The organism is Streptomyces sp. NPDC039609, from assembly GCF_055596705.1.
Genome location: NZ_JBVIUJ010000005.1, coordinates 150414 through 170142, shown reverse-complemented (window position 1 = coordinate 170142; position 19729 = coordinate 150414). Strand labels below are relative to the sequence as shown.

Below are 19729 nucleotides of genomic sequence, written 5' to 3'. Positions count from 1 at the left end.
TTGTGAGGAAGGTCCCGGCGTGCGGCGCTCCACACGTCGCGGGGCCGCCGCTACAGTCCGCCGCGAGGGTCGATACCGCGGAGCAGGTCTACCGGGAGGCACAGCAGATGGCGCGCGAGTCGGAGTCGGGTCTCCCCATCGAGCCGGTCTACGGACCGGACGCCCTGGACGGATGGGCACCCGCCGAGAAGCTCGGCGAGCCGGGCTCGTACCCCTTCACGCGCGGTGTGTACCCGTCGATGTACACCGGCCGTCCCTGGACCATGCGCCAGTACGCCGGCTTCGGCACCGCCGTCGAGTCCAACGCCCGCTACAAGCAGCTCATCGCCAACGGCACGACGGGCCTGTCCGTCGCCTTCGACCTGCCGACCCAGATGGGCCACGACTCGGACGCACCGATCGCGCACGGCGAGGTCGGCAAGGTCGGCGTGGCCATCGACTCGATCGACGACATGCGGGTGCTGTTCGACGGGATCCCGCTGGACAAGGTCTCCACGTCGATGACCATCAACGCCCCCGGCGCCCTGCTGCTGCTCCTCTACCAACTCGTCGGCGAGGAGCAGGGCGTCCCGGCGGACAAGCTGACGGGCACCATCCAGAACGACGTGCTCAAGGAGTACATCGCCCGCGGCACGTACATCTTCCCGCCCAAGCCCTCGCTGCGGCTGATCGCGGACATCTTCAAGTACTGCAGGGCCGAGATCCCGAAGTGGAACACCATCTCGATCTCCGGCTACCACATGGCCGAGGCCGGCGCCTCCCCCGCGCAGGAGATCGCGTTCACCCTCGCCGACGGCATCGAGTACGTCCGTACCGCCGTCGCCGCCGGCATGGACGTGGACGACTTCGCGCCCCGCCTCTCCTTCTTCTTCGTGGCCCGTACGACGATCCTGGAGGAGGTCGCCAAGTTCCGGGCCGCCCGCCGGATCTGGGCGCGGGTGATGAAGGAGGAGTTCGGCGCGGAGAACCCCAAGTCGCTGATGCTCCGCTTCCACACCCAGACCGCCGGTGTGCAGCTCACCGCCCAGCAGCCCGAGGTCAACCTGGTGCGCGTCGCCGTCCAGGGCCTCGCCGCCGTCCTCGGCGGCACACAGTCCCTGCACACCAACTCCTTCGACGAGGCCATCGCCCTGCCCACGGACAAGTCCGCGCGCCTGGCGCTGCGGACGCAGCAGGTACTCGCGTACGAGACGGACGTCACCGCCACCGTCGACCCGTTCGCCGGCTCGTACGTCGTCGAGAAGATGACGGACGACGTCGAGGCCGCCGCGCTGGAGCTCATGCGGAAGGTCGAGGACATGGGCGGCGCGGTCAACGCGATCGAGCGCGGCTTCCAGAAGAACGAGATCGAACGCTCCGCCTACCGGATCGCGCAGGAGACGGACAGCGGCGAGCGGGTGGTCGTCGGTGTCAACCGCTTCACGGTCGACGTCGAGGAGCCCTACGAGCCGCTGCGCGTCGACCCGGCGATCGAGGCCCAGCAGGCCGAGCGGCTGGCCACGCTGCGCTCCGAACGAGACCGGGCGGCCGTGGACGCGGCGCTCGCCGGGCTGAAGAAGGCGGCCGAGGGAACGGACAACGTCCTGTACCCGATGAAAGCCGCGCTCAAGGCGCGGGCCACCGTCGGCGAGGTGTGCAACGCGCTGCGGGAGGTCTGGGGCACGTACACGCCGTCCGACGCGTTCTAGGCGATTCCGCTTCGCGCCAGGCGATTCCGCATCGCGAAGCATGAAGGCGGACTGTCGTACCCACGTGCGAGACTCCGTTTCATGCTGGGAGTCACCGATCTGCCGACCTATCTCGCGGGCCTCGCCCTCATCATCCTGCTGCCGGGGCCGAACTCGCTGTACGTGCTGTCCGTCGCCGCCCGCAAGGGCACCCGGACCGGATACAAGGCCGCCGCAGGCGTCTTCACCGGCGACGCCGTCCTGATGACGCTGGCCGCACTCGGCGCGGCCTCGCTGCTCCAGACCACGCCCCTGCTCTTCATGATCGTGAAGTACGCGGGCGCGGGCTATCTGACCTGGATGGCGATCGGCATGCTGCGGGCCGCGTGGAGCATGTGGCGCACCCGCGGCGAGCTGACGGCCGAGGAGCCCGAGGCGGCTGCGGCCGCACCCGGGGAGAACCCGTACCGCCGCGCGCTGATCATCAGCCTCTTCAACCCGAAGGCGATCCTCTTCCTGATCTCCTTCTTCGTGCAGTTCGTGGACCCCGGATACGCCTACCCGGCCCTCCCCTTCCTGGTGCTCGGCACGCTCCTCGAGCTCGGCAGCTTCCTCTACCTGACGATGCTGATATTCGGCGGGACGCGGCTCGCCTCCGCGTTCCGGCGGCGCAGGCGGCTCTCGGCCGGGGCGACCTCGGCGGCGGGCGCTCTCTTCCTCGGCTTCGCGGCCAAGCTGTCCCTCGGCAGCACCGCCTGACCCCTCGGCGGCACCGCCTTGACCCTGACACCGTGTGAGGCCGTTCCGTAGGAGACGTCATGTTCATCATCGGAGACTTCGCCCGGCACGGGCGGGTGTCGGTCCGGATGCTGCGCCACTACGACGCCATCGGACTGCTGCGCCCGGCCCATGTCGACCCGCACAGCGGCTACCGCTTCTACGAGGCCGGCCAGCTGGCCCGCCTCAACCGCGTCATCGCGCTCAAGGAGCTCGGCTTCACCCTCGAACAGGTGGGGTCGATCCTCGACGAGCAGCTCGGCGCGGAGGAGCTGCGCGGCATGTTGCGGCTGCGCCAGGCCGAGCTGGAGACGGCCCTGGCGGAGGCGGCGGGACGGCTGGCACAGGTCGGCGCGCGGCTCCGGGCCATCGAGAGCGAGGGACACATGTCCACGCAGGACGTCGTGATCAAGAAGGTTCCGCCGGTGCGGCTCGCCGAGCTGAGCGGGGAGGCCGCCGGGTTCGGCACCGGCGAGATCGGCCCGGTCATCCAGCCGCTGTACGAGCGGCTGTGCGCGACCCTGGAGGCCGCGGGCGTGACCGGGTTCGGTCCCGGGATCGCGTACTACGAGGACGCCGGCCGCGGCGACGGCTCGATCGTCGTGCACGCGGGGATGACGATCCCGGCCGGGACCGCGCCGGACGGCGTCGACATCGTCGTGCTGCCGGGCCTGGAGGAGGCGGCCACGGTCGTCCACCGGGGTCCGATGGAAGACCTCCTGCCGACCGTCCAGACCCTGGCCACCTGGATCGACGCCCACGGCTACCGCTCGGCGGGCTATGCCAGGGAGCTGTATCTGGAGTGCCCGGACGACAGGGCGAAGTGGGTGACGGAGCTCCAGGAGCCGGTCGTCCGCGCCTAGCGGTTCTGGCGCCTGGCGGTTCTGCGCCTGGCGGTACGGAGGGGGGGGTGGGGCCCGGGCCCCACCCCCCTCCGTCACTTCGCGAGGGCCCGCTTCAGACGCAGCGCGCGGCGGGCCAGCCGGCGGACCTGCGGGTGACGCGGGACCGGGAGGCCGCCCGGAAGACCCAGGACGGTGAGCCGGCGGCGCGTGAAGTAGTGCCGGGTCCGCTCGGCGAGCGGACCCGACAGATGACGCGCCGCCGCACCCCGCAGATCCACACGGACCTTGGGCTGCATCGCGAACCCGACCGCCGCGACCAGACCCGCCAGCCCCTCGTCGTCCAGCCCCTTGTGCTCCAGCCGCTCGTCGGGCGTGTCGCCCTCCAGGTCCGGGACGAGCGCGTCGACGAGGGTGAGCGGCACGCGGTTGCTGTTCTGGTACGGGGTCAGCCGGTCCAGAACCGTCCGGGTGCCGACCCGGGCCACCGGGATCCAGTAGAACGCCTGCGCCGTCATCAGAGCCGTCGAGAAACAGCCGACCACCAGCGCGGGCCGCAGCTCCCGGTACACCACCTCCGCGAGGACCGGCCGGTCGAGCACGGTCAGTTCGGCACCGAGCGCCGCCGCCTCCGCGGCCAGCCTCCGCGTCCAGGCGTCCGGCGCCGTCGGGTGCGGCTTGAAGACGAGCCGACGGTGGCCGCGCGCGATCGCGCCGCGCACCATGCGTACGTGCAGCTCCTCCTCCTCGGCCGGAGTGAGCAGGGAGAGCGCCGCCAGATACTGGCCGAGCAGCAGTGCGGGACCCTCCTCCTCCGGGCCGGGACCCGGCGGATCCGCCAGCTCCGCGACCACCTTCGTGAAGGCCTCCGTCGGTACCACCACGGCCGTCGCCCCGAACTCCGCGAGCAGCAGCGGCGCGAGCCCGGGCACCAGGTCGAGATGGAGCAGCCGGCGCACCCGCTCGCCGACCAGCGGGTCGATCTTGTTGCGGGTCGGGCCGTAGCTCATCAGCCCGTCGGCGTACACATCGAGCGGAGCCTCGGAGAACAGCCGGGCGATCGTCAGGGCCGGCGCGACCTGCACCGACTCCACGGCCAGTTCGACCCGGTCGTCGCCGAGCTCCCACAGCAGCCGCAGATGGCGCTCCAGCATCGGCAGGTCGTCCGCCCGCGGCGTCCAGCCGGAGGGGTGGAGCGGGGAGATCGCCTCGTTCCACGACAGCACGCCGTCGAACCGGCCGCGCAGCCGCTCGAAGCCGGGCATCTCGTCCAGCGCCGGCGTCGTCTCCGGCACCGCCGCGTTGTTGCCGACCAGCAGCAGACGCCGGTCGGCAGGGCCGAAGCAGCCGCTGTCCAGGGCGGCGGCCAGCGTCGTCGCGCCGTAGAGCGTCGAGGCGTAGAAGATCTGAGTGGTTCTCACGCGGCTGCCTCCGAGGCCGAGGGGGCGGGCAGCGAGCTCACGCCCACGCGGCGGCGGCGCAGCTTGCGCAGCACGGCCGCCCGTTGCTCGTCCATCGAGCCCAGTGCGTCACCGAGCACGTCCTGCGGCATACGGCGCAGGGCGGCCGCGCTCATCGAACGCAATTTCTTCGCCACGGCCGGTTCGAATCGTTCGACCGACGAAATGTGGTGCGAAATAAGAGCGCAATAGGTACGGACAGCCTTCGGGAGAAGCTGTTCCGCGTCCACATCCTTCGCCGTTTCTTCGATCACCTGGTCGAAAGCGCGGATGAAATCCAGCTGCCGTACATCTCCTATCTGGGTGAGCGAGGTGGGCACCCCGCGCCGGTAGAAGATCCCCAGTGTGCTGACGGCGGCGAAGGAATCCGCCTCCCTGTGCAGCTTCCAGATCCACGGACGGTCCTCCGCCGTCCGCAGCCCGGGCGTGAAGTGCAGCAGCCCGCGGTCGAGCAGGCGCCGGTGGTACATCCCCGCCCAGGCGTACGGATAGTCCACCGACGTCGTCCGGTCCGCGGGCAGGATCGCGTCGCGCGGGCGCAGCACCTCGCCGCGCCGCCCGACGGGGGACCGGCGGACCGAGCGGTTCCGCCCCGTGCACACCACATGGTCGGTACGGAGGAAGTCGCACTCCAGCTCGTCCATGGCCGTCACCAGCCGGGCGAAATGGCCGGGCGCGAGCCAGTCGTCCCCGTCGAGGAAGGCGAGGTACCGTCCACGGGCCGCGTCGAGTCCGGTGTTGCGCGCGGTGGCAAGCCCCTCGTTCTGCGCGTGTCTGATGAGGACCGCCCCCGGAACCTCGCGTACAGCCCGTTCGAGGAGCTCCGGGGTCGCGTCCGTCGAACAGTCGTCGACAAGAAGGAACTCGAAGTCCTCACGGGCGTTCGCGCGCAGGCTTGTGAGGGTGTCGGGGGCATATGTCTGCACGTTGTAGAACGGCACGACGACGGAGAGCTTGACCACCCGGCCGACGCTAGGCGCCGCCCCGGCATTCGTTCTGACCGACAGAGAGATGTTCGGTGAACACAAAGAGGCGGGCGCCTTAACCGCCCCCGATCCCGCCCATTTTCAGAAGCGGGAAGGGCTCTGTTCACCGTTTGTTGTGGCCCAGTTGGGCCGGGAAACGGAATGCCTCTCTAGCGTCCTCGACGTGCCAGCAAGTACCAAAGAAGCGGTACGCGTCGCCGTACTCGCCGACTCCGACACCCGGTGGAAATGGGGCGCGCTCACCGCACGCCGCATCACGGCCGCCGAGCCCACCGGTTTCGTCCTGCGCGGCCGGGCCACGCCCACCGCGCGCCAACTCGCCGAGACCGGGGTGTCCACGACGCCCCCGCGCGAGGTGACGGGCGCGGAGTTCCTCCGCGAGGTGAAGGACGGGGCGTACGACCTCGTCGTGCTCTCCCTCGTCGGCGGCACGGTCCGCGCGGTCCTCCAGGGGATCGCCGATCTGGGCCTGGAACGACGCCCGGTGATCGTCACCGGCTATGTCGGCGTCGTCTACGAGAAGCTCGCCGACGGACTGCTCCTGCGCCACGGCGCGGACGTCGTCCTCGCCAACTCCCGCCACGACGCCGAACGTTTCCGCGCCGTGTACGAAGGAGTGGGCGCCGACGCCTCCTCGGTGGTGGAGGCCGCGCTGCCGTTCCTCGGCGGCGCGCCCTACGCCCCCGAGGCGGGCCGGGACACCCTCGTCTTCGCCGCCCAGCCCTCCGTGCCGGTGACCCGCGCCGACCGTACGTACCTGCTCCGCAGGCTCGTCGAACACGCCAGGCTGCACCCGGGTCGCGAGGTCCTGCTCAAGCTCCGCTCCAAGCCCGGCGAGCACACCACCCACCTGGAGGAGCTGCCGTACCAGAGGCTGGTGCGCGATCTGGACACCCCGTCCAACTTCCGCCTGGTGTACGGGCACATGGGTGAGGTCCTGGACCGCACCGACCTGCTGGTCACGGTCTCCTCGACGGCCGCGCTCGAAGCGCTCCACCGACGGATCCCCACGGCGATCCTCACCGACATGGGCGTGCGCGAAGTCCTCGGCAACCACCACTTCATCGGCTCGGGACTGCTGACCTCCTTCGACCGGCTCGACACGGACGTGCGCCCGGAGGCGGACGAGGAATGGCTCTCGCGGCAGGGCGTCGCCGCCGGGGGTTCGTACGAGAAGGCCTTCGACGCGTCCCGTGACCGGGTCGCCGCACTGCTCGCCGGACCCGCGCTGCCCCCCATCACCCCCTACTACACAGCGGAGACGGCCCCCGGCTACCTGCCCGGGATCCTCGCCCGCCACCGCCTCGACGTGACCGCGCCGGAACCCCGCGCCAGCGGGCTGCGCCGGATCGTCCGGGAGGCGGCGCGGGGCGCGTACCGCCACGGCGTCCAGCGCGTGGCCCCCGTCATCCGCCGCCTTGGAGAACTCTGATGACCACGACCGTGCTTGCCGTCATCCCGGCGCGGGGCGGCTCCAAGGGCGTCCCCGCCAAGAACCTCGCCCCGGTGGCAGGCCTCCCGCTGGTCTCCCGCGCGGTCCGCGCCTGCCTCGGCGCCCGACTGGTCACCGACGTCCTCGTCTCCACGGACGACGCGGCGATCGCGGCCGCCGCCCGCGCGGCCGGCGCGGAGGCGGTCCACCGACCGGCAGCCATCGCCGGCGACACGGCCACCAGTGAATCGGCCGTCCTGCACGCGATGGACGCCTTCGAGGCCACCCACGGCCGCCGTGTCGACGTGGTCCTCCTCGTCCAGTGCACCAGCCCCTTCCTCACGTCGGAAGAGGTCGACGGCACCGCCGAGAAGATCACCACCGGCGGCGCCGACACCGCCTTCACCGCGGCCCCGACCCACGGCTTCCTGTGGCGCGCAGGCAGCGCGGGCGCGGGCACCGGCGGCTCGGAGGGCGCCCACGGCGTGAACCACGACAAGGCGCACCGCCCCCGAAGGCAGGACCGCGAGGCCGAGTACCTGGAGACGGGCGCCGTCTACGCGATGACCGCCGAGGGCTTCCGTACCCACGGGCACCGCTTCTTCGGCCACACCGCCCTCGTCGTCACCGACCCCGCCCGGGTCCTGGAGATCGACGACCCCCACGACCTCGCCCGCGCCCGCGCGCTCGCGCCGCTGCTCGACACCCCCGTGTCCCCGCGCTTCGACGAGATCGACGCCGTCGTCCTCGACTTCGACGGCACCCAGACCGACGACCGGGTCCATCTCGACTCCGAGGGCCACGAGTTCGTCTCCGCGCACCGCGGCGACGGCCTCGGCATCGCCGCCCTGCGCCGCGCCGGAATGCCGGTCCTGATCCTCTCCACCGAGCAGAACGCCGTCGTCGCCGCCCGCGCCCGCAAGCTCAAGATTCCCGTCCTGCACGGCATCGACCGCAAGGACCTCGCCCTCAAGCAGTGGTGCGAGGAACAGGGCATCGACCCGCAGCGCGTCCTCTACGCCGGCAACGACGTCAACGACCTCCCGTGCTTCCACCTCGTCGGCTGGCCCGTCGCGGTGGCGAGCGCGCACGACTCCGTACGGGCCGCCGCCCGTGCGGTGACCCTCACCCCCGGTGGCTCCGGAGCCGTCCGCGAGATCGCGGCCTGGCTTCTCGGACCCGAGCTCGACACCCCCAACTCGTAAGGAACGGCAAGAATATGAACACGCGCACTCGTACCTTCGGCAGCAAGACCGCCGGCCCGGGCCACGCCGTCTACGTCACCGGCGAGATCGGCATCAACCACAACGGCGAGCTCGAGAACGCCATCGCGCTCATCGACGTCGCCGCCGACGCCGGCTGCGACGCCGTGAAGTTCCAGAAGCGCACGCCGGAGATCTGCACCCCGCGCGACCAGTGGGACATCGAGCGCGACACCCCCTGGGGCCGCATGACGTACATCGACTACCGCCACCGCGTGGAGTTCGGCGAGGACGAGTACCGCGCCATCGACGAGCACTGCAGGAAGCGCGGCATCGACTGGTTCGCCTCCCCGTGGGACACCGAGGCCGTCGCCTTCCTGGAGAAGTTCGACGTGCCGGCCCACAAGGTCGCCTCCGCCTCCCTCACCGATGACGAGCTGCTGCGCGCCCTGCGCGACACCGGCCGCACGGTCATCCTGTCGACGGGCATGTCCACCCCGAAGCAGATCCGCCACGCGGTCGAGGTCCTCGGCTCGGACAACATCCTGCTCTGCCACGCCACGTCCACGTACCCGGCGAAGGCCGAGGAGCTCAACCTCCGCGTGATCAACACGCTGAAGGAGGAGTACCCGAACGTCCCGATCGGCTACTCCGGCCACGAGACCGGCCTCCAGACCACGCTGGCCGCCGTCGCGCTCGGCGCCACCTTCGTCGAGCGCCACATCACCCTCGACCGCGCCATGTGGGGCTCCGACCAGGCCGCGTCCGTCGAGCCGCAGGGCCTGCAGCGCCTGGTCCGCGACATCCGCACCATCGAGACCGCGCTCGGTGACGGCATCAAGAAGGTCTACGAGTCGGAGCTCGGCCCGATGAAGAAGCTCCGCCGGGTCCAGGGGCTCGTCGCCGCATGACCGGCCAGCTGGCGTTCGTCGAGAGCCCGGTCCAGCTCCTGAACGTCCTGGAGTGGGCACACGCCCGGTCCACCGCCACGGACCCCAGCGATCCCGGCCTTCCCCCTCCCGGAGCCGAGGGCATTCGTTCCGCGCCGGCGGAACGAATGCCCGCAACGGGGGGTGGGGAGGCCGTGGCCGGCCTCACCCTCGTCGTCCTCTCGCCGACCGACCCCATGTCGCGCGGCCAGCTGCGCCGGATGGCCCAGCTGGCCCGCGACGACGGGTTCACCGTCCGCTGGCAGGAGGCCCGCGCCGGCCGCGGCTCGCTCGCCCGTACGCTGCGGGACCTCGCCCCGCTGCTGCGGGCGGCGGAGCGGGTGATCGTCGGGGACCCCTTCTCCCGCTACGTCCAGCTGCTGCTCACCCTCTTCGCCCCGAAGCAGCTGACCGTCGTCGACGACGGCACCGCCACCATGGAGTACGCCGCCCAACTGGCCCGTGGCGAGCGGCTGGTGCGCTGGCACCGACGCGGCAGCAGCCGGAGCCCGCGCGAACTCGTGCTCGCCCCGGTCTCGGCCGCGGCCCGGCGCAAGCTGGCCCCGACGCGTCGCCGTGCGGTCGAGATCTTCACCTCGCTCCCCGTCGAACCGCCGCCGGGCACCACCGTCACACCGAACACCTTCGCCTGGACCCGGGCCCGCTTCGGCCCGCCCCGTCTGACGCGGGGCTCGGACCTGGTCGGGACCTCGCTGGTCGAGACGGGAGTCGTCGACGCCGACCAGTACACGCGGGCCGTCACCGACCTCGCCGCCACCCACGGCGCCACCCGCTACTTCGCACACCGCCGCGAGAGCGCGGAGAAGCTGCACCGGATCGCGGTGGAGACCGGCCTGGAGATCGTCCGGCCCGATCTCCCCCTGGAACTGATCGCCCGACGCGGCCCGATCGGCCGCACGGTGGTCAGCTTCCCCTCGACGGTCGTCCACACCCTGCCCCTGGCCCTCGCGGGCACGGGCGTGAAGGTGGCGGTCTGCGAGATCGCCCCGGAGTGGCTCAAGGCAAACGTCTCCCCCCGCGCCCAGGGCTTCCTGGCGGGAGTCGCGGGCACGGCGGCCTTCGAGGTGGACCGACTCACGGCGCGCGCCACCCCTGCGGCGGAACGGTTCGAATTCGGGTGAGCTTACCCACAAGGGGTGCTCGTCATGCCTCGTGAACCCACTTTCTTTCCCCTAACGGGCTGAAGTTTTCGTGATCAACGGGCAGTTGATCTCTGAAGGGGCCTACCCTTCAAAAGGTGAACCAGTTGAAGTCCCGTGAGCCCGGCTCCGTCGCTCTGCCCGGAACGCTGTCCGAACCCCTGCGCACCGAACTGATCGTGTTCCGCAGGGACTTGCACATGCACCCCGAGCTCGGCAACCAGGAGTTCCGTACCACCGCTGCGCTCAAGGCCCGCCTGGAGGCGGCCGGACTCGCGCCTCAGGTGCTGGCCACCGGTACCGGGCTCATCTGTGACATCGGCACCTGGGACAGAGGACGTCCCATGCTGGCCATTCGCGCCGACATCGACGCGCTGCCCATCCCGGACGTCAAGACCGTCTCGTACCGCTCCACCGTGCCCAACCGCGCCCACGCATGTGGCCACGACGTCCACACCACCGCCGTCCTCGGCGCGGGGCTCGTGCTCGCCGAGCTCGACCGGCAGGGGCTGCTGCCCCAGGCCGTGCGGCTGATCTTCCAGCCCGCCGAGGAAGTGCTGCCCGGCGGCGCCGCCGACACCATCGAGTCCGGGGTCCTGGACGGGGTCGGCCGGATCATCGCCGTCCACTGCGACCCGAAGGTGGACGCCGGCCGGATCGGGCTGCGCCCCGGCCCCATCACCTCCGCCTGCGACCGTCTCGAGGTCACCCTCGACGGCCCCGGCGGCCACACGGCCCGCCCGCACCTCACCACCGACCTGGTCACCGCCGCCGCCCGGATCGCCACCGACGTCCCGGCCCTGCTGGCACGCAGGGTGGACGCCCGTTCCGGGCTCGCGGTCACCTGGGGCCGTATCGAGGCCGGCCACGCCTGCAACGTCATCCCGCAGCACGCCGAGCTCTCCGGCACGGTCCGCTGCCTCGACCTGCCCAGCTGGCGCGAGGCTCCCGACCTGGTGCACGCGGCGATCGACGAGATCGCCACGCTCCATCGCGCCAAGTCGACGATCAACTACGTCCGAGGCGTCCCCCCGGTCGTCAACGACCCGGTCATCACCGAACTGCTCCGTGACGCGATGACCGCCCGCCGCGGACCGTATGCGATCGAGGACACCGAGCAGAGTCTCGGCGGCGAGGACTTCTCCTGGTACCTGGAGCACGTCCCGGGCGCCATGGCGCGCCTCGGCACCCGCACCCCGGGCGACACGACACGCCGTGACCTCCACGCGGGCGACTTCGACGTGGACGAGCGGGCCATCGCGGTGGGCGTCGAGCTCTTCACGGCCGCCGCCCTGATCGACGGAACCCCGACGCACTGACGACGGAGGGGGCGCCCGCGCCCCTCCGCCGTTCGGACCAACTCGGCGCGGAGTGTCGCGATACCACCGCTCCGCGTGACGTCCCGAGGTGTATAACCGGTCGTGCCGACTCGGCCGGTCCCGATCGTTCCCTTGGCTCGTTCGCGACGATCCGATAACGACTCATGAACGGGTCTTTAACTGACATCTACGCGCGTTACGATCCACGCGAAACCAGCGCCGGAAGAGGCGCTTTCGGTCAGTCTCGAAGGGACCCTCCTCTTGCGCCGGGTATCCAAGATCGTTTCCGCGTCCGCAGTGACCGCGGCCCTCGCTCTCACCGCCACCGCTTGTGGTGAGTCGTCCACCGAGTCCGGTTCCGACTCGGGCACCATCAAGGTCGGCATGGCCTACGACGTCGGCGGCCGTGGCGACAACTCGTTCAACGACTCCGCCGCTCGTGGCCTCGACAAGGCCAAGGCCGACCTCGGTGTCGAGACCAAGGAGCTCACCGCCAAGACCGGTGAGACCCCGGCCGACCGCGAGCAGCGCCTCACGTCCCTCGCCGAGGGTGGCTTCAACCCCGTCATCGGTGTCGGCTTCGCCTACAAGGACGCCATCGACCAGGTCGCCGCGAAGTTCCCGAAGACCACCTTCGGCCTGGTCGACTCGGTCTCCGACGTGAAGAACGTCGACTCGATCGTCTTCACCGAGGAGCAGGGCTCGTACCTCGCCGGTGTCGCGGCCGCCCTCAAGTCCAAGGACGGCAAGATCGGCTTCATCGGTGGCGTCGACACCCCGCTGATCAAGAAGTTCGCCGCCGGCTTCCAGCAGGGCGTCAAGGACACCAACCCGGACGCCTCGGTCACGATCCAGTACCTGTCCACCGGTACGGACTTCTCCGGCTTCGGTGCCCCGGACAAGGGCAAGGCCGCCGCCAAGGGCATGCTCGACAAGGGCATCGACGTCATCTACGCCGCCGCGGGCGGCTCCGGTGCCGGTGCCATCGAGGCCGTCGCCGCCAAGCCGGGCACCTGGGCGATCGGTGTCGACTCGGACCAGGCCAAGGACCCGGCCCTGTCCAAGTACGCCGGCTCGATCCTGACCTCGATGGTCAAGAACGTCGACACCGGTGTCTTCGAGCTCATCAAGTCCGTCCAGGACGGTAAGCCGGCGACCGGCACGCACGTCTACTCGCTGGCCGAGAACGGTGTCTCGCTGACCACCACCGGTGGCCACCTCGCCGACATCCAGGCCAAGCTGGACGAGGCCAAGAAGAAGATCATCGACGGTCAGATCAAGGTCAACACGACCCTCTGACGTACGTCGGAGGGGGCCCGGAGGGTGGCTTCGGCCGACACTCCGGGCCCCCTTCACACGTCTGCCCGTGGGCAGTTGAACGATTTTCCAAAAGCTACGCGCGTAGCGTGCGCCGTACAGGGTATTTTTCGCCACCGACAGCGCCTGCGCACCGGCCTCTTCCCCTCCTCACGCTCCCTGCCTAGGAGAGTGCGTCATCAAAGCCTCCAGCCCCAGCAGTCCCAACGCCGTAGAACTCCGCGGCATCACCAAGCGTTTCCCCGGAGTCGTGGCCAACCACGACATCGACATCACCGTGCGCCGCGGCACCGTGCACGCCCTCGTGGGCGAGAACGGCGCGGGCAAGTCCACCCTGATGAAGATCCTCTACGGCATGCAGAAGCCGGACGAGGGCACCATCACGGTCGACGGCGAGCTGGTGACGTTCCACAACCCCGGAGACGCCATCGCCCGCGGTGTCGGCATGGTGCACCAGCACTTCATGCTCGCGGACAACCTCACCGTCCTCGAGAACGTCGTCCTCGGCTCCGAGAAGCTGTACGGCATCGGCGACAAGGCCCGCGCCAAGATCAAGGAGATCTCCGACGCGTACGGCCTCGGCGTCCGCCCGAACGCCCTCATGGAGGACCTCGGTGTGGCCGACCGTCAGCGCGTGGAGATCCTCAAGGTCCTCTACCGCGGCGCCCGCACTCTGATTCTCGACGAGCCGACCGCCGTGCTCGTCCCGCAGGAGGTCGACGCGCTCTTCGACAACCTGCGCGAGCTCAAGGCCGAGGGCCTCACGGTCATCTTCATCTCGCACAAGCTGGGCGAGGTTCTGTCGGTCGCCGACGAGATCACCGTCATCCGGCGCGGCACCACGGTCGGCACCGCCGACCCGAAGCACACCACCACCAAGCAGCTCGCCGAGCTGATGGTCGGCGCCGAGCTGCCCTCGCCGGAGACCCGCGAGTCGACGGTCACGGACGTGCCGATGCTGACGGTCCAGGACCTGTCGCTGAGCGCCGTCGACCCCGACGGCGTGGTCCGCGCGGTCCTCGGCGGCATCACCTTCACCATCCACAAGGGCGAGGTGCTCGGCATCGCCGGCGTCGAGGGCAACGGCCAGTCCGAGCTCGTCGACACGATCATGGGCATGCGCAACGCCGACCGGGGTGTCGTGACCCTCGACGGCGCGGACATCTCCGCCGCTCCGACGCGCAAGCGTCGCGAGGACGGCATCGGCTGCATCCCCGAGGACCGCCACCGGCACGGTCTGCTCCTGGAGGCCCCCCTCTGGGAGAACCGCATCCTCGGCCACGTCACCGAGAAGCCCAACTCCAAGGGCGCCATCCTCGACCTCAAGGCCGCCCGCAAGGACACCGAGCGGATCGTCCGCGAGTACGACGTCCGTACCCCCGGCATCGAGGTCACCGCGGCCTCCCTCTCCGGCGGAAACCAGCAGAAGCTGATCGTCGGCCGCGAGATGAGCCACGACCCCAAGCTGCTGATCGCCGCGCACCCCACCCGGGGCGTGGACGTCGGCGCGCAGGCGCAGATCTGGGACCAGATCCGTGCGGCTCGCCGCGAGGGCCTGGCGGTCCTGCTGATCTCCGCCGACCTGGACGAGCTGATCGGCCTCTCCGACACCCTGCGCGTGATGTACCGCGGCAGGCTCGTCGCGGACGCCGACCCGGCGACCATCACCCCGGAGGAGTTGGGCTCGGCCATGACCGGCGCCGCCGCCGGCCACCTTGAGCACCCTGAGAGCCCTGAGGGCACCGACGGCCCGGAGGACGAGGCCCGATGAAGAAGTTCGACAAGGAGCGGCTGCTCCTCGGCATCGCGGCACCGCTGCTCGCGATCGTCGCCGCCTTCCTGATCACCGCCCTGGTGCTCGCGGCCACCGGCAAGGAGCCGTTCAGCGCCTTCGGCATCATGTTCGACTACGGCATCAAGTCGGACAGCCAGGTCTACATCATCAACAAGGCGACGACGTACTACCTGGCGGGCATCGCGGTGGCCATCGGCTTCCGCATGAACCTGTTCAACATCGGTGTCGACGGCCAGTACCGTCTCGCGGCCTTCTTCGCCGCCGCCGTCGGCGGGGCGCTGACCCTGCCGGGCATCGTCCAGATCCCGCTGATCATCATCACCGCGATGATCGTCGGTGCCATGTGGGCGGGCATCGCCGGTGTCCTCAAGACCACGCGGGGCGTCAGCGAGGTCGTCTCGACGATCATGCTGAACTTCATCGCGACCGCGATCATCGGCTACCTGCTGCAGCCCGGCCGCCTCGGCCACCTGGACGAGGCCGGTACGAAGGTCGCGACGACCCCGCTGCCGGAGTCCTCGCACTTCTTCGACTTCCCGACCACGCCGGAGCCGATCATCGGCTTCGTCGTCGTCGCGGCCGTCGCGGGCGTCGCCTACTGGTTCACGCTCTCCCGCACCCGCTTCGGCTTCGACCTGCGCACCGTCGGCCAGTCCGACACGGCCGCCGCTGCCAGCGGTGTCAACGTGAAGAAGATGGTCGTCACCTCCATGCTGATCTCCGGCGGCATGGCCGGCCTGATCGGTATGCCGACGCTCCTCAACGACTCGCACGAGTTCGGCGGCGACTTCCCCGTCGGCATCGGTTTCACCGGTATCGCCATCGCCCTGCTGGGCCGCAACCACCCGATCGGCATCGCGCTCGCCGCGATCCTCTGGGGCTTCCTTGACCGCGGCTCCCAGAGGCTCGAGCTCGAGGAGTACGACCGGGAGATCGTCGGCGTCATGCAGGGCGTCATCGTCCTCTGCGTCGTCATCGCCTACGAGGTCGTCCGCCGCTACGGCCTCAAGCGCCAGCAGCGTCAGGTCGGCGAGAAGCTCGCGGCCCAGGCCCGTTCCAACAACACGACGGAGGTGTCGGCGTGACCGCCACGGCGACTTCCACCCCGCCGCCCGCCGCTCCCAAGGCGGCCGGCGGCAAGGGCGGCCGCACCCGCCTCTCGCTCCCCTGGATCCTGCTGATCGTCGCGGGCGGGCTCATCGCCCTCTCCGCCGTCCGGGCCATCACCGGCGCGCAGGACCTCACCTCGGCCGGCCAGATCGGCGCCGCGCTCTCGCTCGCCGTGCCGATCGGTCTCGCCGGTCTCGGCGGTCTGTGGGCCGAGCGCGCGGGCGTGGTCAACATCGGCCTCGAGGGCATGATGATCCTCGGCACCTTCTTCGGTGCCTGGGCCGGCTGGCAGACCAGCCCGTGGCTCGGCATCCTGGCCGGCATCCTGGGCGGCATGGTCGGCGGTCTGCTGCACGCGGTCGCCACCGTCACCTTCGGCGTCGACCACATCATCTCCGGTATCGCGATCAACATCCTCGCGGTCGGCTTCACCACCTACTTCGCCAAGCTGTGGTTCAACAGCGGCGAGGCGGCGGCGAAGGGCGGCAGCCCCAAGCAGTCCCCGCCGGCCGAGGAGATCACCTCGGTCACGATCCCGGGGCTGTCCGACTGGCTGGCCGACATCGAGAAGCACCACTGGTTCCTGATCTCGGACATCGCCGGCATCCTCGGCGGTCTGGTCACTGACCTCTCGGTGGTCACGATCATCGCCGTCCTGCTGGTGATCGGTACGTTCTTCGTGCTGTGGAAGACCGCGTTCGGTCTGCGCCTGCGCTCCTGCGGTGAGAACCCGATCGCCGCCGAGTCCCTCGGCGTCAACGTCTACAAGTACAAGTACATCGCCGTGATCGTCTCCGGCGGTCTCGCCGGTCTCGGTGGCGCGTTCCTGTCGCTGGTCACCTCGCACATCTACAACGAGGGCCAGACCGGTGGCCGCGGCTACATCGGCCTCGCGGCGATGATCTTCGGCAACTGGCGGCCGGGCGGCCTGGCGATGGGCGCGGGCCTGTTCGGCTTCGCCGACGCGCTCCAGCTGCGCAGCGGCGGCGAGTCCGTGCACGCGCTGCTCCTGCTGCTGTTCGCCGTCCTCGTGGCGATCGCCGCGTGGAAGGCGTACAAGAAGCGCTGGATCACCTCCTCGATCGCCACCGTCATCGGTGTCGGCGTCTTCATCTGGTACCTCGGCACGGAGACGGTCCCGGTCGAGTTCGTCAGCGCCACGCCGTACGTGGTCACGCTGCTGGTGCTGTCGCTGTCGGCGCAGCGTCTGCGGATGCCCAAGGCGGACGGCATGCGCTACCGCAAGGGCGAGGGCAAGTGACGTCCAGCGCCCAGGCGCCGGACTGGGAGGCCCTCCGGGAGGTCGCGCGGGATGCCATGTCCCGGGCGTACGCCCCGTACTCGGGCTACCCGGTCGGCGCCGCCGCGCTCGTCGACGACGGGCGGGTGGTCTCCGGCTGCAACGTGGAGAACGCCTCGTACGGCCTCGGGCTGTGCGCGGAGTGCGGGCTCGTCTCGCAGCTCCAGGCGACCGGCGGCGGCCGGCTGACCCACTTCGTCTGCGTGGACGGCCTGGGCGGCCCGCTGGTGCCGTGCGGACGGTGCCGGCAGCTGCTGTACGAGTTCGGCGGCCCCGAGCTCGTGCTGGAGACCCCGGAGGGGCTCCTGACGCTGGCGGAGATGCTGCCGCAGGCGTTCGGACCCGACCACCTCGCCAAGTAGGACCTCGGAGCGGCCCTTCCGGCACGATGGGAAGGGCCGCTCCTCCTTTCCCCCTCTATGCGCGTAGAAAGAGGCACCACATGGACGTCATCTCCGTCATCCGCACCAAGCGGGACAAGGGTGAGCTGAGCCCCGAGCAGATCGACTGGGTCATCGACGCCTACACCCGCGGCGAGGTCGCGGACGAGCAGATGTCGGCCCTGGCCATGGCGATCCTGCTCAACGGCATGAATCGCGGCGAGATCGCGCGCTGGACCGCGGCGATGATCGCCAGTGGCGAGCGCATGGACTTCTCGTCCCTCTCCCGCCCGACCTCCGACAAGCACTCCACCGGTGGCGTCGGGGACAAGATCACCCTTCCGCTCGCCCCGCTCGTCGCCGCCTGCGGCGCGGCCGTGCCGCAGCTGTCGGGCCGGGGCCTCGGTCACACCGGTGGCACGCTCGACAAGCTGGAGGCCATTCCGGGCTGGCGCGCGCTGCTCTCCAACGAGGAGATGCTGCACGTCCTCGACACGACCGGTGCGGTCATCTGCGCGGCGGGCGACGGACTCGCCCCCGCCGACAAGAAGCTCTACGCCCTGCGCGACGTGACGGGCACGGTCGAGGCGATCCCGCTGATCGCCTCCTCGATCATGTCGAAGAAGATCGCCGAGGGCACCGGTTCGCTCGTCCTGGACGTCAAGGTCGGCACCGGCGCCTTCATGAAGAACCTCGCGGACGCGCAGGAGCTGGCCCACACGATGGTCGGCCTCGGTACGGACAGCGGCGTGAAGACGGTCGCCCTGCTCACCGACATGTCCACCCCGCTCGGCCTCACGGCCGGCAACGCCCTGGAGATCCGCGAGTCCGTCGAGGTCCTGGCGGGCGGCGGCCCGGCGGACGTCGTCGAGCTGACGATCGCGCTGGCGCGCGAGATGCTCGACGCGGCCGGGATCAAGGACGCGGACCCGGCGAAGGCGCTGGCGGACGGCTCGGCGATGGACGTCTGGCGTCGCATGATCGCGGCCCAGGGCGGCGACCCGGACGCGGCTCTTCCGGTGGCCCGCGAGAAGCAGGTCGTCACGGCTCCGTCGTCGGGTGTGCTCACCCGTCTCGACGCGTACGACATCGGCATCGCGGCCTGGCGTCTCGGCGCCGGCCGCGCCCGCAAGGAGGACCCGGTCCAGGCCGGCGCCGGCGTCGAGCTCCACGCCAAGCCGGGCGACACGGTCACGGCGGGCCAGCCGCTGGTGACCCTGCACACGGACACCCCGGAGAAGTTCGACTACGCCCTGAAGTCCCTGGACGGCGCCTGGGACATCGCCCCGGAGGGCACGGCGTTCACCCCGAACCCGATCGTCCTGGACCGCATCGCCTGATCATTTGATCGTCATTGGCATGTGCCGATGGCGCTTTCGCGTGAACGGGACCGGTGGACCTCCGCCGGTCCCGTTCGGCATGCTGGGATCGGTGACGACCGATCGAGGAGCACACCATGAGCGCACTCGCCGTCGAGCCCGAGCCCTCTCTGGGCGAAGGCTGGGACGAGCTTGTCCGGATCCGGGAGGAGACGGGCACCCCTGAGGGCTGCCGGGTGGAGATCATCAGGGGGATCATCACCGTGGCGCCTACCCCGTCGTGGGAGCACAGCGACACCGTCGACGAGGTACAGCGACTGCTCTACTCCGTCATCCCCCGGGACTGGGGCGTCTATCAGTCCGTCGGTGTCACCATCCCCGAGCGACTCGGCCTGTACGTGCCTGACATCGCGGTCATTCCCAAATCCGCGCCCCGGAACGCCAGCGGTCACGTGGCGGCAGGGGAGTCCCGTCTCGTGGTCGAAGTGACGTCCCGGAACAACGCGAACCACGATCGGATCCACAAGCTGCACGGCTATGCCACCGCAGGCGTCCCGCTCTATCTGCTCGTGGACCGCTGGCACTCGGGCAAGGCCACGGCAACGCTCTACGGGGAGCCGAAGAACAGCCTGTACCGCGTACTGGCCTCCGTCGAATTCGGCGAGAACCTTCACCTTCCCGCCCCCTTCGACCTCGTGATCGACACCGGCCTGTTCCCCATCGACTAGCCGCTC

Annotated in this window: 17 protein-coding genes; 15 read left to right on the top strand and 2 right to left on the bottom strand. The window is 70.3% G+C overall.

Annotated elements, in window-relative coordinates:
• Nucleotides 1-107 precede the first annotated feature (107 nt).
• The 3 genes from ACZ561_RS16010 (at nucleotide 108) to ACZ561_RS16000 (ending at nucleotide 3307) form a co-directional block, all read left to right on the top strand.
• The gene (locus ACZ561_RS16010) at nucleotides 108-1688 is read left to right on the top strand and encodes an acyl-CoA mutase large subunit family protein (RefSeq protein WP_470994867.1); all 1581 of its coding nucleotides are present in this window, start codon (nucleotides 108-110) and stop codon (nucleotides 1686-1688) included.
• Between the two features lie 81 nt (nucleotides 1689-1769).
• Nucleotides 1770-2426 carry a leucine efflux protein LeuE gene (leuE, locus tag ACZ561_RS16005; RefSeq protein ID WP_470994864.1) on the top strand — a complete coding sequence of 219 codons (657 nt, stop codon included), beginning with the start codon at nucleotides 1770-1772 and terminating at the stop codon, nucleotides 2424-2426.
• Between the two features lie 59 nt (nucleotides 2427-2485).
• Nucleotides 2486-3307, top strand: coding sequence for a MerR family transcriptional regulator (locus ACZ561_RS16000; protein ID WP_470994861.1), 822 nt, complete (start codon nucleotides 2486-2488; stop codon nucleotides 3305-3307).
• A gap of 74 nt (nucleotides 3308-3381) precedes the next feature.
• Here ACZ561_RS16000 and ACZ561_RS15995 read toward each other — a convergent pair whose 3' ends face one another.
• Complete coding sequence (locus tag ACZ561_RS15995; RefSeq protein WP_470994858.1) at nucleotides 3382-4707, bottom strand: alpha-2,8-polysialyltransferase family protein; 1326 nt, start codon at nucleotides 4705-4707, stop codon at nucleotides 3382-3384.
• Complete coding sequence (locus ACZ561_RS15990) at nucleotides 4704-5708, bottom strand: glycosyltransferase family 2 protein (RefSeq protein WP_470994856.1); 1005 nt, start codon at nucleotides 5706-5708, stop codon at nucleotides 4704-4706. Before ACZ561_RS15990 ends, ACZ561_RS15995 begins: the two co-directional genes overlap by 4 nt.
• 187 nt (nucleotides 5709-5895) lie before the next feature.
• On the opposite strand from ACZ561_RS15990, the gene ACZ561_RS15985 reads away from it, so the two are divergent.
• The 12 genes from ACZ561_RS15985 to ACZ561_RS15930 all read left to right on the top strand — a co-directional run bounded on the left by ACZ561_RS15985 (nucleotide 5896) and on the right by ACZ561_RS15930 (nucleotide 19723).
• Nucleotides 5896-7164 carry a DUF6716 putative glycosyltransferase gene (locus tag ACZ561_RS15985; protein ID WP_470994853.1) on the top strand — a complete coding sequence of 423 codons (1269 nt, stop codon included), beginning with the start codon at nucleotides 5896-5898 and terminating at the stop codon, nucleotides 7162-7164.
• A complete protein-coding gene (locus ACZ561_RS15980) occupies nucleotides 7164-8369 on the top strand; it encodes a cytidylyltransferase domain-containing protein (RefSeq protein WP_470994850.1) in 1206 nt (401 codons plus the stop codon). Before ACZ561_RS15985 ends, ACZ561_RS15980 begins: the two co-directional genes overlap by 1 nt.
• A 14-nt stretch (nucleotides 8370-8383) precedes the next feature.
• Nucleotides 8384-9277, top strand: coding sequence for an N-acetylneuraminate synthase family protein (locus ACZ561_RS15975; RefSeq protein ID WP_470994847.1), 894 nt, complete (start codon nucleotides 8384-8386; stop codon nucleotides 9275-9277).
• Nucleotides 9274-10437, top strand: a complete 1164-nt coding sequence (locus tag ACZ561_RS15970) for a hypothetical protein (RefSeq protein WP_470994844.1) — start codon at nucleotides 9274-9276, stop codon at nucleotides 10435-10437. The genes ACZ561_RS15975 and ACZ561_RS15970 overlap by 4 nt, the downstream gene beginning before the upstream one ends.
• 116 nt (nucleotides 10438-10553) lie before the next feature.
• Nucleotides 10554-11774 (top strand): M20 family metallopeptidase, encoded by a 1221-nt coding sequence (locus ACZ561_RS15965; protein ID WP_470994841.1) that lies wholly within the window; start codon nucleotides 10554-10556, stop codon nucleotides 11772-11774.
• A 261-nt stretch (nucleotides 11775-12035) separates the two neighbouring features.
• Nucleotides 12036-13073 carry a BMP family lipoprotein gene (locus ACZ561_RS15960; protein WP_376432860.1) on the top strand — a complete coding sequence of 346 codons (1038 nt, stop codon included), beginning with the start codon at nucleotides 12036-12038 and terminating at the stop codon, nucleotides 13071-13073.
• A 196-nt stretch (nucleotides 13074-13269) separates the two neighbouring features.
• On the top strand, nucleotides 13270-14862 hold the full coding sequence (locus ACZ561_RS15955; RefSeq protein ID WP_470995865.1) for an ABC transporter ATP-binding protein: 1593 nt from the start codon (nucleotides 13270-13272) through the stop codon (nucleotides 14860-14862).
• Nucleotides 14859-15971, top strand: a complete 1113-nt coding sequence (locus tag ACZ561_RS15950) for an ABC transporter permease (RefSeq protein ID WP_470994837.1) — start codon at nucleotides 14859-14861, stop codon at nucleotides 15969-15971. The genes ACZ561_RS15955 and ACZ561_RS15950 overlap by 4 nt, the downstream gene beginning before the upstream one ends.
• Nucleotides 15968-17257 (top strand): ABC transporter permease, encoded by a 1290-nt coding sequence (locus tag ACZ561_RS15945; RefSeq protein WP_470994834.1) that lies wholly within the window; start codon nucleotides 15968-15970, stop codon nucleotides 17255-17257. Before ACZ561_RS15950 ends, ACZ561_RS15945 begins: the two co-directional genes overlap by 4 nt.
• A complete protein-coding gene (locus ACZ561_RS15940; RefSeq protein WP_470994832.1) occupies nucleotides 17254-17658 on the top strand; it encodes a cytidine deaminase in 405 nt (134 codons plus the stop codon). Before ACZ561_RS15945 ends, ACZ561_RS15940 begins: the two co-directional genes overlap by 4 nt.
• An 80-nt stretch (nucleotides 17659-17738) precedes the next feature.
• Nucleotides 17739-19016 carry a thymidine phosphorylase gene (locus ACZ561_RS15935; RefSeq protein ID WP_470994829.1) on the top strand — a complete coding sequence of 426 codons (1278 nt, stop codon included), beginning with the start codon at nucleotides 17739-17741 and terminating at the stop codon, nucleotides 19014-19016.
• Nucleotides 19017-19132: 116 nt separating this feature from the next.
• On the top strand, nucleotides 19133-19723 hold the full coding sequence (locus ACZ561_RS15930; RefSeq protein WP_470994826.1) for a Uma2 family endonuclease: 591 nt from the start codon (nucleotides 19133-19135) through the stop codon (nucleotides 19721-19723).
• Nucleotides 19724-19729: the final 6 nt, after the last annotated feature.